This is a genomic window from Nostoc sp. (assembly GCF_036919675.1).
GTDB lineage: Bacteria > Cyanobacteriota > Cyanobacteriia > Cyanobacteriales > Nostocaceae > Nostoc.
Window position 1 is genome coordinate 95,969 of record NZ_JBALCP010000101.1, and the last position, 15,784, is coordinate 111,752.

A 15,784-nucleotide genomic window follows, 5' to 3' on the forward strand; every position below is an offset into this window, starting at 1 on the left:
TGGCGAAAATGTTGCTTTAAATAACTGATTTTGATCCGTGTTGATGTGAGCCATCTAACATAGATGATATCAACATTTGTTCAAAGACTTTAGAAAGAGCAGTTTGAAAACGTTGACGATGTTTTAGTTTGAAAAAAGGTCGAACTATTTCTGCGTAGGCGTAGCCCGTCGTAGGCATCGCACCGTTAGCCTCTCTGTTATCAATAACTCGAATTGCCCGCAGAGTTCCCAACTGTATTTCTTTTTTTACCATCAACTCAGAAATTCCAATTGCACCGACACCATCTTCGATCGCTGCTTTTGTCATCTCTCCACTGTTGAACACTAAAATTACATCTAATTCACTGAGATTGATTCCCCAATTTTGTAAGGCTTCCTCAAACCTTTGCTGGGTTCCAGAACCTGGTTCTCGCATCACCCAAAGGGTTTTAGTCAATTGGGTTAAATCAATTTCTCCCCACTCAAACCAAGGATGTTTTCGACCAACCACAATTTGCAAGCGATCGCTCCCCACTATTTCATACTCTAGAGTATTTTGGAGCGCTGGCTTCACATCTCCTTCCACCAAACCCAAATCAAACTGTCCTGTCGCCGTTCCGACACAAATCTCTTCTGTATTGGCAAGGCTACAGTCAATCTGGATACCGGGATATCGGCTCTTAAACTCACTAATCTTGCTTGGTAGCCAGTAGTTACCAATTGTCAGACTCGACCCTAATTTTAATTCACCCCGTTGCAGATTGTTCAATTCTCGCAATCCCCTTTCAGTCAAGGAAACTTGATCGAGAATTTTCTGTGCTTCCATTTGCAGTAATTTACCAGCCTCAGCAATCTCGATATGGCGACCAATCCGATGGAACAGTTTCACTCCGTATTCTTGCTCTAAGTTGTGGATTGCTGCACTGACGGCAGGTTGTGTAATATAAAGCTCCTCTGCTGCGCGAGTAAAGTGTAACTGCTGCGCCACAGCCAGAAAGATTTTTAGCTGCTCAAGCGTCATTCCTGCCATTTATGGTATCCCTACAACTTGGTGTCAAATTTTTAATCACTTTCATTTATCATTTTGACAAACAAAAGCATTTGATTCTATCGGTTAGTTTGACTAAAGTATAAATCAAGGCTTCGGCACAGACCCAAACAGACAAAGCAGAGTTTAAAAATTTCAGCAGAGCGAAGCACATGACGCATCAGTGACAATGACACAGGTCATAATTTAGTATTTCTACTCAATATAAGATTTTTGATACCAGTATTTTGGATATCGTAAATCCAATCCAAAATCTCAAATCGTTCGACTGAGCGTAGCCGAAGTCCAAAATCCAAAATTGAATGACCAAGCATGAAAATAAGGACTTCCACAAATGAGCGGTTTAGTAACTGCAATTACCACAGGGATCACAGCATTCAGTGCCACCAACATCGATGATATTGTCATTCTGACGTTGCTTTTTTCACAAATAAATAAAACGTTCCGCAGTCGTCACATTTTTGCTGGTCAGTATCTCGGTTTTGCTGCATTGATCATTGCTAGCCTTCCTGGTTTCTTCGGTGGACTAATCATACCGCAGGACTGGATTAGACTACTTGGTTTAATGCCCATAATCATTGGTATGAGTAGTTTACTAAAACGCGAAGAGGATTCACCAGAGGAAGCCGAAGAAGAAACCGAGCCGTATTGTCCTTCTATAATTGCCAGTTTTTTCTCTCCGCAAACATGCAATGTAGCTGCGATCGCCTTTGCAAATGGTAGTGATAATATTAGCGTCTATGTACCTCTGTTTGCCAATTCTGAATTAGATAGTCTACTGGTAATACTAAGTGTATTCTTTTCGCTAGTGGGTGTGTGGTGTTATACCGCTTATAAGTTAACTTACTTGCCTGCGATCGCACAATTTTTAACTGAGAATGGCAATACTTTTGTGCCTTGTATATTGATTGGACTGGGTATATTTATTGTTACAGAAAATGTTACCTTGACTCTTATATCTGTAGTTTCTAGTTATATATTTTCATTAATTTTAAGTTTCAATACTCAGCCGTCGAGTGAAGAACATTGAAGAAATAGACTTGGGGACAAGGGGAGTCTTGCAGATGCGGATTGGAATACCACCTGAAGATCAGCCACTAAAAAGTGGTGCTCTTGTATTAAATCCAAGGGTGTAGACCTACTTGAGGACTCTTAGACAATTTCTCCAAGTCTCCAAATCTGGCCAGACCTTGAATCCTCTTAATAAAAATTTAGTATCTAAAAATAGGTGCATCATGAATTTTCTGCTCAAAATGAATTCCAAACTGCAAAATATATTATCCATCAACAGGAGTCAAAATATGAAAATCTGGAAATCTCTGCTAATTGTCTTGATGATTTTCGCTAATCTCGCCTTTGCTCAACCTTCTTTTGCTGATAGACCAAAATTTAGCAAAAACCCTGACTATATCGAAGTCACTAAAGCTCTTAACGAACTTTCTCAGACAAAAGATGCCCAAACTCAAGTAGAAGGTCTCACACCAAAAGAAATTCAGAAGAGAGTCGAGGAATTAACACTGCAAAAATATGCTTTAGAGACGGGAATCAACTGGGGTCAATGCAACAACCAAACAGGTAATACCATAGCAGTATACGGTAAAAGACCAAATGATGAAGACAATGAAGATGCCGTATACGACAATAATCTGTATTTTCTAGCTAATGGTCAGTCTACTAAAAAGAACTGGGATTGTGATGGTATCTATCTAGGGAATGATGTCAAGGTAGCAAATTTCACTTCTAGTCCTAATGGGCAAGGTCAAAAATTAACAGGCCCAGCTGCTCTCAAGATCATTGATGGAACTCAGTTGGTGATTAAGACAAATCCAGATACTGCTGCGATTGAATTGAATGTTCCGACTGTGAAAGTTCTTAACAGCAATGAGGCTAACTGGTTTATCCCAGATATATCGCAGGCTCTCATAAATACACGAGTTCCTAATGCGCCTAGCAATCAGTCTTGAAATAGAACTGTATAGTCTATTTTTGAACGATTGTTCTGAATTTAAATAGGGTAACAGCCAAAATTAGAGGATAAACCTGACTTGCACTGGTGAAAAATCTCTCTGATCTTGGCTATTTTCTTGAATTTATTTATCCTCAATCTCAGGCTTGTTTTATTTATATATCTGCATTAAAATAAATTCTGAAAAAAATGTACAATCACAAGAGGTATATTTCATTAGCGCAACTATTGCGCTGGATGCAAGTCATCTGAAAGGAGATTTGCTATTACCTCGGCATTTTTTTAATAAGAGCCGCTTTAGGGATACGGGTGTTATTGATGCAGTTAAAATTGAAATCTACAGAAGAAGATAAAGATAAAAAAAAGCCAGGACGACTGAATCCGTCCCGAATCCGAGATCACTTGGCAAATGAGCGTACCTACCTCGCTTGGATGCGGACAGGGATCGCTCTTTTAGGTTTTGGTGTCGTCATCGTGCGTTTGCGTGCTTTCCAAGTACCTTTGATACCCCGTCCCGGCAACGGCTGGAAGTTAGGTTTAGTCTTCTCGCTGGTGGGTTTAATCACAGTGTGGCTCTCAACAGGACACTATTTCGCAGTCCGTCGTGATATCGAAGAAGATACTTATGAACCAACAGACCGTTGGGTGTTGCTGTTTAGTCTCGCCGTGATGATTCTCGGAACTGGGGTAATCTATTTTGTTTTTACAACTTCTTTAGATCCATCAAGTCCACTTATCCCTGAGTAACAGTATTTTTAAAACCGTACCTTATACAACTCGAATAATTCCCCTGATTTCTGCGTTACCACTTTACCACCAGCCGCCTTAATCATTTTTTCCCACTTAGCCAAAGGTTCTAAAAATACCTCAGCCCCCAAATAGGTTTCCAGAACTGCCCAATCTTCCGCCAAAGGCTGTTCTGGATTGAGAACGTCAAACACAAAATGTCCACCTGGTTTTAACACCCGCTTGACTTCTATCAGTACAGCATCCCAGTATTCAAGTGGAAAATAGCAGCTAAATCCTGTTGCGATCGCGACATCAAACTGCTCTGATGAGTAGCTTAACTGATGAGCTGCTCCCAACTCAACACCTTTGAATAGCTTGGAATTCAACTGCGGGCCACGGGAATTAAGGGTATCACGGGCCACATTACTGATTTCTTGCCCATGAAAATATGCTTGCCAATCCCGCCAAGGATAGATTAAAAAGCTGATACCACAGCCAATATCTATACAGTGCTGGTTTTTTTGAGGTTTAGCAATTTCCCAAAAAGGGGAAGCAATTCTCCCTGAAAAACTACCTCCAATCCACTCCTGGAATATCGGCATCGCCTGGACTTCAGTTGGAAGTTCAAAGGTTTCACCTTGATACTCTCGGTTAAAGCGATAGGCGATTTGGGCTAATCTCTCGTCCCAGTTGGTTGATTTGGGTGAAGCAAAAAGATTTTGGAACTGCGAATCGGACTTTTTAGACATTAGGTTTTTGCTGCTCTTTCTAAGGATTGTAGTCAAATTCGCTTTGCGATGTCTGTTGACAAGCCACTTCTCTACGAGAAGCTACGCCAACGTGTGTGTCTACGCACCCCCATCCAATCTCCTGCTGAGGTTTGTCCGAAGTCATTGATACCAATGACCAATGAACTAATGACTGCTATTCAACTTTTTCATGCCAAATACCTACTTTCTCAAAAGCACCATAAGCAATGACCAGCATAGGTTTTAATTCTAGTAGTTTCGTAGCAGCACTATTTTAGTCTTGCCACGCCAGTAGGGTGCGTTATGTCCACGCCAAAATAACAAATGCGTTCGCCGAAATAACAAATGCGTTCGCTGAAATAACAAATGCGTTCGCCGAAATAACAAATGAGTTCGCCGAAATAACAAATGCGTTTGCCGAAATAACGAATGCGTTCACCGAAATAACGAATGTGTTCACCGAAATAACAAATGAGTTCGCCGAAATAACAAATGCGTTCGCCGAAATAACAAATGAGTTCGCCGAAATAATAAATGCGTTGGCGTAGCCCGCACTTCTCTACGAGACACTCTTACTAGCTTGCTTCCACGTTCGTGTAGCGTCCCGCAGGGAAGTGGTACGACAAAGCTCAGTGACCACCGCAGGCATCGCCATGATTGCAAGTATTTAGCTTTGTCACGCCAGCGTAAGACACCCTTCTCCTATCGGAGACGCTACGCGTAGCTTGCTTCCCGAAGGGTACGGGTGAGGCTCCTGCGTCGCTAACGCTGCGCTAACAGCAGTCGCCTGCGGAGGAGCCAGCGCAGTCTTGGGGGTCTCCCCCATGAGCGACTGGCGTTGGAAACCCTACCAAGAGCGCTGCTTCACCGCAAATCTTTGATGGATGAAAGTTAAGCAGCAAAATTCCACATTTTGGATACAATTACCGATAATTCGGCTAACTTTAAAGATAAAAAATTATTTACCATAAATAGAGAAATTCAAATTTCAATTTAGAAATAGTTTGTGAGTAAATATTTATGAAAGTTATAGTGACAGGTTCTTTAGGAAATATTAGTAAACCACTGACACAAGAGTTAGTGAAAAAAGGGCATCAGGTGACGGTTATCAGCAGCAAAGCCGAAAGGCAGAAAGATATTGAAGCTCTAGGCGCAAAAGCTGCCATTGGCACAATGGAATCCGCTGGCTTTCTATCAGCGACTTTTAAAGGTGCAGATGTAGTTTATGTGATGGAATCGCTTGCCCCCGATGCTTTCTTCGACCCGAATGTTGATGTTATCGCGGCTATCACCGAGATTGGCAAAAACTATAAACAAGCCATTGAACAATCGGGCGTAAAACGTGTCGTGCATCTCAGCAGTATCGGTGCTGACAAAGGAGTTGGCTTGCTCCGGTTTCATTACAATGTCGAAAATATTTTAAGAGAGCTGCCGGAAGAGGTCTTTATTAAATTCGTGCGCCCAGTCGGTTTTTACACTTACATGTATACCTTTATCCAAACCATCAAATCACAAGGCGCGATTGTCGGCAACTATCGCGGCGATGAAAAAGAACCGTGGGTCTCCCCTTTAGATATTGCTGCCGTGATTGCCGAAGAAATTGAAAAACCTTTTAATGGTAAAGAAATTCGTTATATTGCAAGCGATGAAGTTTCGCCAAACGAAATCGCCGAAATTCTGGGCGAAGCCATCGGAAATTCCGATCTGAAATGGCTGGAAATTTCTGACGAACAATTTTTAAATGGTCTATTGGAATCAGGAATGAACCCGCAAACTGCACAGGGTTTTGTGGAAATGAATGCCGCTAGGCGTGGAGGCAGATTGTATGAAGACTATTTCCGCCATAGACCAATATTGGGTAAAGTAAAGCTGAAAGATTTTGCGAAAGATTTCGCGGTTGCTTACAACCAGCAATAATTACATTTCGATATGACAAACACACAACCGCGTAGATTTAAAACGATCACCGAATATCATCGGATGCTGGAGCTTCCTAAACCTGAGCATCCTTTAATCAGCGTGATTAATTTAGAATCCATTAAATATTTGCCTCCCCAAGAATTAATAAATCTTGTCTTTGATTTCTACACAATCGCGCTCAAAAGAACACCGAACACTAAATATAAATACGGTCAGCAGGAGTATGATTTTGATGAAGGCGTAATGTTTTTTATGTCGCCCGGTCAGGTTTTCGGAGTGGAGATTGATAAAGATGCAGCATCAAAGCGTAGGGGATGGTCACTACTAATCCATCCCGACTTTTTATGGAATACATCGCTAGCCAAAACGATCAAGCGATACCAGTATTTCAACTATTCTGTCAATGAAGCTTTGCACCTCTCGGAAAAAGAAGAAGCAATCATAAACGATATTATCGAAAATATGGAGCAGGAATATCGTTCCAATATTGATAACTTTAGTCAGGATGTGATTGTTTCACAACTTGAATTACTGCTTAATTATTCAAACAGATTTTATCATCGGCAATTTATCACCCGTAAAAAAGCGAGCAGTGATTTGCTGGTGAAACTGGAGGATTTATTAAACGAGTATTTTGACAGACAAAATGAATTACAATCGGGAATTCCAAGCGTCAAATATATTGCCGGTAAATTAAACGTATCGCCGAATTATTTAAGCGATATGTTAAGAACGCTGACGGGACAAAACGCCCAACAGCATATCCACAATAAATTAATCGAAAAAGCCAAAGAAGCGTTATCCACAACATCGCTTTCAGTCAGCGAAATCGCGTATCGGCTCGGTTTTGAACATCCGCAGTCGTTTAATAAATTATTTAAGAATAAGACAAGTGTCTCGCCACTCGAATTTAGAAACTCCTTTAATTAGACTAATTTTTTGATAATGCGTAAGTTCTAGTATTGTCGCATTCTTTTTTCAAATTGGTATAATTATGCGGACATGATATAAGATAAAACAAGGGGCTTAAGCCCCTTGTTATAACCTGCGAAAGCAGGTTTTGTTTATTTAGATGCGGTTTCTAACCGCCCTTTTGGCTGCAATATTAGCCTAAATCGAAAAGCAAGATTTCGCCGCCGATGTTGGTGCTAATTTCTAGCTGTTCTTCGCCGTTGATTTGCACTCCATCACCTGCTCTGAGTTCCTCGCCATTCAAGTTCACTATGCCTTGTGCTATTTGTAACCAGGCATAACGATCGCGCTTGACTTGATAATTAACAACATCACCATCCTCTAAAACAGATGTATATAAATCAACATCTTGGTGAATTGTCACAGCACCATCACGCCCATCTTTAGCAGCAATTAAGCGGAGTTTGCCACGCTTTTCTTCTAAAGGAAAAGCTTTTTGTTCATACCTTGGTGTCAACCCTTCTTCGTCAGGAAGAATCCAGATTTGTAGCAAGTGCAGTGGTTCAGTTGGTGAGGGATTAAATTCGCTATGGCTGATCCCAGTTCCAGCGCTCATAATCTGTGCATCACCTGGGCGAATCACTGACCCTGTACCCAAGCTGTCTTTATGCTCTACTGCACCTTCTAAGACGTAAGTGAGGATTTCCATGTCACGATGACTGTGTGTAGGAAATCCAGCACCAGGGGCGATGCGATCATCGTTAATCACCCGCAGAGAGCGAAATCCCATCCGGTTGGGATCGTAAAAACTACCGAAGGAAAATGTGTGATAACTATCGAGCCAGCCGATTTGAGCGTGACCACGGGCATTGCGATCGTGAATTAAGTGGGTAATCGTATTTTGAGACATAAATTTACCTCGTTGTTAATGAATATTTAGTTAGGAGTCGGTCAATTTTAGATTTTAGATTTTTCCTTCAATTGCCGAAGATATTTTTTAATTCTTCAACCTTGTTTTGAACTATTTCAATAGTAAAGCATGTACATATAAAATGAAAAGTACGCACTTAAAAGTAGCGTACTTACCAAAAAGATACTGTAAGATTTGAATTTAAATAAGTCGTGCTAGTAGGGTGTGTTATGCCGGAGGCTAACGCACCTTGAATGGTCGATTGTGCTGTACTCTTAGCAATCACAGACCTTATAATTCTGGATCAAGATGTCCTATGAAATGGTGCGTTACGGCTTTAGCCTACCGCACCCTAGTACTAATGAGTTAGAAAGCGTATTTCTCAGAAGTGCTTATATTACACCAGCAGGCGTCTTTTGAGTTTTAATAGTATCCGCTTTACCATTCTCTGTCTTAATTTCTGCTACTTGCAGATGAGCTTCTAAGAACCAGAGTCGTTTGTCAATGGTGCGGGAAATTTCAGTGTAAAGGTCGGCAGTATCAGCATCACCTAAATCATCAGTTTTAGCGATCGCTTCCCGGATATGTTTAGCATAAGGTGCAAAGCGATCTGCTAAGGCTGTCACATGGTCTTTACCATCCAAAATATCAAAGGGATATTCTGGCAAAATCGAATCACTAGCAGCAGAACGGACTGTTCCTAAGGCATATCCGCCTAAAGCAGTGACGCGTTCCGCAACTAGATCGATGTACTCTTCCAATTCACCAGCAAGTTCATCAAATAATTGGTGTAGCTGGTAGAAGTCAGTTCCTTTAACATTCCAGTGCGCTTGCTTTGTCTGGGTTTTCAGATCCAAAGTAGCTGCCAAAGTTTGGTTGAGAATTACCACGATTTGCACTCGCGCTTCGGCGGGAATGTCAATCCGGGTAGGGTACAGACGTGATGAAAGGGTGTTGTCGCTCATGATTCTACTTAATGCCTTTTATATCTAACTCTACAGATAGTGGTTGGCTGTGCAAAACTCTCTAACGATAGATCGAATTAATGCCTGAATGTATCAAGATTTATGACTATTGCCTGAACTGCGATGGTTTTCTATGGTATCGAATGTACCACCGAAAAGGCGCTCGTGAATTAGATCACTCTGCAAAAAGTCATGGGGAAAACCCAGTTCAATTTGACTCACTTCATCTAAGCGTTGCAAATGTTCTGGCGAGAGGCTGACATCTAAACAAGCCAAGTTATCTTGAAATTGCGTTAACTTACGTGCGCCAATGATCGGAATAATCACACCACTTTGAGCGCGTAACCAAGCTAATGCTACTTGTGAGGGTGTGTGTCCAATTTCTGCTGCAACTTCACTGACAACTTGAGCGATCGCTAAATTCTTCTCGGAAACCTCTCCCCCCGTAGTTTTAAATCGCCCTTGTTCACCCCCTTCTTGAGAAGGCTTATTATACTTGCCTGTCAGCACACCACCACCCAAGGGCGACCACGGCGTTACTGCCAAATCAAAGGCTTTGGCCATCGGTAGTAAGTCACGTTCTGGTGTTCGCTGAATTAAACTATACTCAATTTGCAGGGCGACAAACTGCGTCCATCCTTGGTATTGGGCAATGGTATTTGCTTGGGAAATGATCCAAGCAGGGGCGTCAGAAATGCCGATGTAAAGCACTTTACCTTGACGGACTACATCATCAAGCGATCGCAAAACTTCCTCAATGGGCGTTGTGAAATCCCAAGCGTGCAACCAGAATAAATCAATATAATCGGTATTCAGCCGTTTTAGGCTACCTTCTAAAGACTGAATTAAGTTTTTGCGATGGTTTCCACTGGCGTTAGGGTCGCCCGTCTTATTATTCATCTGCAAGGGAAAGGAATATTTTGTAGCAACTACAAAGCGTTCCCGTTCTTTAGCGATCAACTCACCAACAATTTTTTCACTGCTACCATCGGTATAACCGTTGGCGGTATCAATGAAATTGCCCCCTGCTTCTACATAGGTATCAAAGATTTTACGACTTTCGTCAACAGATGCACCCCAACCCCAATCTTCACCAAAAGTCATGGTTCCCAAGGAGAGTTCAGAGACTCTTAACCCGCTTTTGCCCAAGAGTTTGTATTTCATGAATATTTTCTCATTAATGAAAAAAACTATCGAATACTATCCCAAAAGCATGATAACTGCAAACCGGGGGTGATGTTTGAGGACAAGCCCTTTAGTCTATCTAAACGTAATCTCTTGCATTGTGAATGCGATCGCTTGCATTGTGAATGTGACGACTTGCATTGTGAATGTGACGACTTACATTGTGAATGTGACGACTTACATTGTGAATGCGACGACTTGCATTGTGAATGCGACGACTTGCATTGTGAATGTGACGACTTGCATTGTGAATGTGACGACTTGCATTGTGAATGCGACGACTTACATTGTTAAAAGTAGGCAAACTTCCGCCGTGCTGTACTAGTGTATGCAACTGACGCACTAATTCTTGAAACCTTATTCCTTGCTGTACTTTGCAACGGCAGTCGCTACAATAAGCCAAAGTCCAAGTCAAAACAAGACCTATGACCTACACCTCACCCAAACTACTTACCTTTGAGGAATTTATAGCCCAATATGGTGATAATACACGCTACGAACTAATCGATGGACAACTAAGAGACATGGAACCTACAGGGCCACACGAAGCTGTTGCTGGTAGAATCTATGTAGAAATTTTTAGTTCTAATTTCAACTGGCTAATTCCAAAAACTTGTCTGATAAAACCACCTGCTGCTGAAGCCACAGCGTTGCGCCCTGATGTAATTGTTTTAGATAAAGCAGAACTTGGTAAAGAACCGCTCTGGCAAAAATAACCTATTATTTGTAACGTTAATAAAATCAAGTTTGTTGCTGAAGTTGTGAATATTAATTGGCAAGATGATTATGCAAGGAAAGTGGAAGAATACGCTTTTCTGAACATTCCAGAATATTGGATTGTGGACTTTCGTGATTTGGATGGTTTGCAATTTATCGGTAATCCCAAACAACCCACGTTCACCGTTTGTCAATTAGTTAACGGTGTGTACCAGCAGGAACAATATCGCTTAGGAGATACTATTTCTTCTGAACTCTTGCCAAATTTCCAGTTTAAACTTGACGACATTATGCATATTTAACAAAAGAAATTTTGTTTTGGCTGAAGTGAATCGGATTACTTAGCACTGCTTCGCTGAGGACAGAGCGATCGCCACGGTTTTCTAAGCTAGAATACCAAAGTTGTATTGAGATACATCTGACAAGTCAATTGCCAAAGAGCCGTTATTTTTATGAATTACTACGTAATCTACGACGGAAATTGTAATCTCTGCGTTACCCTAGTGCGATCGCTAGAATCCTTAGACCAAGGAAAGCTGTTTCGCTACAGTCCGATGCAAGATGAGCAGACACTTTTACGATGGGGAATTACAGCCCAAGACTGTGAACAGGGGGTGATTTTAATTGATGCCAATGAACCTCAGAGACGTTGGCAAGGTAGTAACGCTGCGGAAGAAATTGGACGGTTATTGCCAGCAGGAAGTATATTTGTAGACGCTTATCGGGCATTACCGGGGATGAAGTGGGCAGGCGATCGCTTTTACGAACAAATCCGCGATAACCGCTATGCACTTTTCGGTAAGCGTTCTAATACCTATGAATCGTCATACTGTGTTGATGGTAGCTGCAAAGCAGGTAATGAGTAACTTTGAGACTGAGCTAGCTTTAGTACATAAGTTCTAGTATTCAATAAGATAACCCCTGTTTCCGGAGGATTACTATCATTTTTGAGTTTCAAGCCTAAAATATTGTTAACCCTTGAGGTTAACAATATTTTAGGCTTGGTGTTATAATGGATATTGTATTTGAGAACAGTAAATTTGAACAAGAGTGCAATAACCAACGGCTTCTAGTGAAAAATCAGGGTGCAGATAGAGCAAAACGTATCCGACTACGGCTAGATCATTTACGTTACTATGCCAATGTACTTGAGGATATGCGAAATCTCCATGGACGTTGCCACGAATTGCTTTATGATCACGCAGGTCAATTATCGCTGGATTTGGATCATCCATATCGGCTAATATTTGAGCCAGCAAATGAACCAATTCCTACCAAATTAGATGGTGGTATCGACTGGAGTCAAGTAACTGCCGTGAGAATAATCGGCGTGGAGAATACACATGGAAAGTAAGATCCAAAATCAGTATAATCCAGATTACGTTTCTCCTCCTGGGGATACCCTGCTAGAAGTTCTGGAAGAACGGGGGATGACCCAAGCAGAACTCGCGGAACGGACTGGAAGACCAAAAAAAACAATTAACGAAATTATTAATGGTAAAGCAGCAATTACCCCTGAGACTGCATTACAGCTAGAACTGGTATTCAATATCTCAGCTAGTTTTTGGAACAATCACGAACGACGATACCGGGAATTTTTAGCGCGACAGGAAGAAAAAGAGCGCTTAGAACAGCAAGTATCGTGGCTGAAAGAAATTCCTGTTACAGCCATGATTAAGTCTGGCTGGATTCACCGCTATCGGGACAAAGTTGAGCAACTGCGGGAGGTGCTAAATTTTTTCGCCGTCGCCTCCCCTGAAAATTGGGAGGGAATATGGTTGAACACTCATATAAATTTTCGTAAATCTGAAGCATTTAAAAGTGACCTTGGTGCTATTACCGCTTGGCTGCGTCGAGGAGAAATTGAAGCATCTGAGATTGCTTGTGCTCCCTATGATGCCAACAAGTTTCGGGAAGCACTGCAAAAAATCCGCACTTTAACTGTGGAACCACCAGAAATTTTCCAGCTAAAAGTGGAGCGGCTATGTGCAGAAGCTGGTGTTGCTGTAGTTTTTGTGCCACAACTTCCTAAAACGCGAACCAGTGGAGCAACTCATTGGTTGAATCCTAACAAAGCGCTGATTCAACTCAGCCTGCGTTACAAGACTGATGACCATTTATGGTTTACTTTCTTCCATGAAGCTGGTCACATTTTGCTGCATGGTAAGCGTGATTTCTTTCTTGAGGGTACAGGTGTTACATCTGTCAATGATCAAGAAAAGGAGGAAGAAGCAAATAAATTCGCTGCGGATATACTCATCCCCACTGCCGATTTGAAAACATTTCTGGCATCAGTTCAACAATTCAGTAAAGCGAATATTATCCAGTTTGCTGCTGAAATCGGTATTGCACCAGGGATTTTAGTTGGTAGACTTCAGCACGATAATTGTTTACCGCCTAGTCACTGCAATGACCTCAAACAAAAGCTTGAGTGGGCATTTGATGATGAATAACTAATTAGATAGACTTTTTCAGTATAAAAATCCGCCTCCAGGTGCTAGCAAAAAGTCTGCAAGACCAACCATTATGCTATCTGGCGTGTTTGTAAACATTGTACAATCAATGACATTTGCGAACGCGCCACAATTCGGCACAACAAACTGAACTGATGGGAGGATACTGCGTGAGAATTGGTGCTAACTACTTGGGTAACGGAGAGTGTGAGTTTACAGTTTGGTCTCCACTATTAGATAGCGTCACAGTACAAATTTTGACGCCAGAACCGCAGTTAATTCCGCTCAAGCCTCAGTCTGAGGGATACTGGCAGATAAAAGTGAACGATGTGTATCCAGGTACACTTTATCGATATGTCTTAAATGGCCAAGATACCTTTGCTGATCCAGCGTCGCAGTATCAACCTGAAGGGGTACATGGGCCGTCTCAAATTATCGATCAACAGTTTGAGTGGACTGATGAAGGGTGGACTGGCATTCCTGTAGAGTCGCTGATTTTCTATGAACTCCACGTTGGCACATTCACGCCTGAAGGAACTTTCACCGCGATCATTTCCCGCTTACCGGAACTGAGAGAATTGGGAATTAATGCCATTGAAATCATGCCCATCTCCCAGTTTCCGGGAGACACCCATATTGAAGCTTCTCTGACATATCGCAACTGGGGCTATGATGGCGTTTACCCTTATGCTGTCCAAAATTCCTACGGTAGCCCAGCTGACCTGAAGCAACTGGTAAATGCTTGCCACCAACACGATATTGCCGTAGTGCTGGATGTGGTATATAACCACTTTGGTCCAGAAGGTAATTATATGGCGCAGTTCGCGCCCTACTTTACTAAAACCTATAAAACGCCGTGGGGCGATGCGCTAAATTTTGACGATGCCCATAGTCAGGGTGTGCGAAACTATTTTATCCAAAATGCGCTCTACTGGTTGCGCGAGTTTCACATTGATGCATTGCGGCTGGATGCCGTTCAAGCAATTTACGACTTGGGGGCGAAGCATTTTTTATGGGAACTGGGGGAAGCAATTCATCATTTCTCACAACAAGGGCAAAAATGGAAACGCCATTTAATTGCTGAAAGTGACCAGAATAATCCGCAAATAATTCGTCCGGCAGAATTGGGGGGATATGGAATTGATGCCCAGTGGAGTGATGATTTCCACCATGCATTGCACACACTGTTGACAGGCGATCGCCAAGGATATTATGAAGATTTTGGGCAAACTGCTGATCTAGCGAAAGCTTATGAAGATACTTTTGTCTACGATTGGAAGTATGCACCACACCGCAAGCGATTTCATGGGGTATCTTGCCGCGATCGCTCTTTATCACAGTTTACAATCTGCATTCAGAATCACGATCAAATCGGCAATCAAATGAAAGGAGAACGCCTTACCCAGCGGATCTCTTTTGAAGGATTAAAGTTAGCCGCTGGCGCTGTGCTGCTGTCGCCCAACTTACCCCTGTTGTTCATGGGAGAGGAATACGGAGAAACAGCACCCTTCATGTACTTTGTCAGTCACTCCGATGCTGATTTAATTCAATTAGTTCGAGCCGGACGCAAACAAGAATTTGAAGCATTTCACTATGCAGATGATCCCCCAGATCCAGAATCGGCAGAAACTTTCCTAAAATCTAAACTCAATTGGCAATTACGCAATGAAGGTAAGCACAAAGTTCTGTGGGATTGGTATCGCCAGTTAATTAATTTCCGCAAGACGCATCCAGCCCTTTTGAATCAAGACCGCAATTTCATCCAAGCGACTAGCGATAAAGAAAAGGAGTTGGTCATCGTGCGTCGTTGGTGTGAATCAAGTGAACTAATATTTGTGATGAATTTCAATTCGTCTACAATGACAGTAACTTTGCCTATTGGGCATAATGCTCATAAGCTATTAGACTCAGCAGATACCTCATGGTCTGGGCCTGGTTCTGAAGCCGCTGAACATCTGTCTGTGGGCCAAGAAGTGAGAATAAAAGCTACTAGTATAGTCCTGTATGAAAGGGAATGAAGGGAAAAGTTAGAACTTGAACTTTCAGCCTTACAGAAGTTTTCAGTTAAATGAAGCACAAAAGCTAGACATAACCCCCCACCCCCTTCCCTACTAGGGAAGGGGAAGATTCAAAGCCTATTTCCTTGTAGCAGCTACCGTGTACACACAAGTTATCGAATTACCCAAAACAAAAGAAAAACCTCACCCTGTCCTATCGGACATCCCTCTCCTTAGTAAGGAGAGGGAAGGTT

The 15,784-nt window shown here is 42.0% G+C and carries 15 protein-coding genes and 1 pseudogene; 10 read left to right on the forward strand and 6 right to left on the reverse strand.

What is annotated here, in order from left to right:
- Positions 1–16 precede the first annotated feature (16 nt).
- Positions 17–1,009, reverse strand: a complete 993-nt coding sequence (locus tag V7K49_RS22095) for a LysR substrate-binding domain-containing protein (RefSeq protein ID WP_335207473.1) — start codon at positions 1,007–1,009, stop codon at positions 17–19.
- 352 nt (positions 1,010–1,361) lie between these two features.
- Here V7K49_RS22095 and V7K49_RS22100 point away from each other — a divergent pair, with 352 nt between their 5' ends.
- From V7K49_RS22100 to V7K49_RS22110, 3 genes are all read left to right on the forward strand, one after another.
- On the forward strand, positions 1,362–2,057 hold the full coding sequence (locus tag V7K49_RS22100; protein ID WP_335207474.1) for a cadmium resistance transporter: 696 nt from the start codon (positions 1,362–1,364) through the stop codon (positions 2,055–2,057).
- Between the two features lie 271 nt (positions 2,058–2,328).
- Positions 2,329–2,991: a hypothetical protein gene (locus V7K49_RS22105; RefSeq protein ID WP_335207475.1), complete on the forward strand. Its 663-nt coding sequence runs from the start codon at positions 2,329–2,331 to the stop codon at positions 2,989–2,991.
- 320 nt (positions 2,992–3,311) lie between these two features.
- Positions 3,312–3,740, forward strand: a complete 429-nt coding sequence (locus V7K49_RS22110) for a YidH family protein (RefSeq protein ID WP_334870684.1) — start codon at positions 3,312–3,314, stop codon at positions 3,738–3,740.
- A gap of 8 nt (positions 3,741–3,748) precedes the next feature.
- Here the strand turns inward: V7K49_RS22110 and V7K49_RS22115 are convergent, their stop codons facing one another.
- Complete coding sequence (locus V7K49_RS22115) at positions 3,749–4,471, reverse strand: class I SAM-dependent methyltransferase (protein ID WP_334870686.1); 723 nt, start codon at positions 4,469–4,471, stop codon at positions 3,749–3,751.
- A gap of 1,020 nt (positions 4,472–5,491) precedes the next feature.
- On the opposite strand from V7K49_RS22115, the gene V7K49_RS22120 reads away from it, so the two are divergent.
- Together V7K49_RS22120 and V7K49_RS22125 are read left to right on the forward strand one after the other, a co-directional pair.
- Positions 5,492–6,388, forward strand: a complete 897-nt coding sequence (locus tag V7K49_RS22120; protein ID WP_335207476.1) for an NmrA family NAD(P)-binding protein — start codon at positions 5,492–5,494, stop codon at positions 6,386–6,388.
- A gap of 12 nt (positions 6,389–6,400) precedes the next feature.
- Positions 6,401–7,321: a helix-turn-helix domain-containing protein gene (locus tag V7K49_RS22125; protein ID WP_335207477.1), complete on the forward strand. Its 921-nt coding sequence runs from the start codon at positions 6,401–6,403 to the stop codon at positions 7,319–7,321.
- 175 nt (positions 7,322–7,496) lie between these two features.
- Here the strand turns inward: V7K49_RS22125 and V7K49_RS22130 are convergent, their stop codons facing one another.
- The 4 genes from V7K49_RS22130 to V7K49_RS22145 form a co-directional block, all read right to left on the reverse strand.
- Positions 7,497–8,213: a pirin family protein gene (locus V7K49_RS22130; protein WP_334870694.1), complete on the reverse strand. Its 717-nt coding sequence runs from the start codon at positions 8,211–8,213 to the stop codon at positions 7,497–7,499.
- 392 nt (positions 8,214–8,605) lie between these two features.
- Entirely contained in the window at positions 8,606–9,178 is a 573-nt protein-coding gene (gene dps, locus V7K49_RS22135) for a DNA starvation/stationary phase protection protein Dps (protein WP_335207478.1), read from the reverse strand.
- A gap of 93 nt (positions 9,179–9,271) precedes the next feature.
- Entirely contained in the window at positions 9,272–10,342 is a 1,071-nt protein-coding gene (locus V7K49_RS22140) for an aldo/keto reductase (protein ID WP_335207480.1), read from the reverse strand.
- 100 nt (positions 10,343–10,442) lie between these two features.
- On the reverse strand, positions 10,443–10,778 hold the full coding sequence (locus tag V7K49_RS22145; RefSeq protein WP_335207482.1) for a hypothetical protein: 336 nt from the start codon (positions 10,776–10,778) through the stop codon (positions 10,443–10,445).
- Positions 10,779–10,788: 10 nt separating this feature from the next.
- On the opposite strand from V7K49_RS22145, the pseudogene V7K49_RS22150 reads away from it, so the two are divergent.
- The 5 genes and pseudogenes from V7K49_RS22150 (at position 10,789) to treZ (ending at position 15,551) form a co-directional block, all read left to right on the forward strand.
- A pseudogene (locus V7K49_RS22150) lies at positions 10,789–11,382 on the forward strand (Uma2 family endonuclease).
- A 150-nt stretch (positions 11,383–11,532) separates the two neighbouring features.
- Positions 11,533–11,946 carry a thiol-disulfide oxidoreductase DCC family protein gene (locus V7K49_RS22155; RefSeq protein WP_335207484.1) on the forward strand — a complete coding sequence of 138 codons (414 nt, stop codon included), beginning with the start codon at positions 11,533–11,535 and terminating at the stop codon, positions 11,944–11,946.
- A 146-nt stretch (positions 11,947–12,092) separates the two neighbouring features.
- Entirely contained in the window at positions 12,093–12,434 is a 342-nt protein-coding gene (locus V7K49_RS22160) for a type II toxin-antitoxin system RelE/ParE family toxin (protein ID WP_335207486.1), read from the forward strand.
- The gene (locus tag V7K49_RS22165) at positions 12,424–13,533 is read left to right on the forward strand and encodes a HigA family addiction module antitoxin (protein ID WP_335207488.1); all 1,110 of its coding nucleotides are present in this window, start codon (positions 12,424–12,426) and stop codon (positions 13,531–13,533) included. The genes V7K49_RS22160 and V7K49_RS22165 overlap by 11 nt, the downstream gene beginning before the upstream one ends.
- Positions 13,534–13,703: 170 nt before the next feature.
- On the forward strand, positions 13,704–15,551 hold the full coding sequence (treZ, locus tag V7K49_RS22170) for a malto-oligosyltrehalose trehalohydrolase (protein WP_335207517.1): 1,848 nt from the start codon (positions 13,704–13,706) through the stop codon (positions 15,549–15,551).
- The last annotated feature ends 233 nt before the right edge of the window (positions 15,552–15,784 follow it).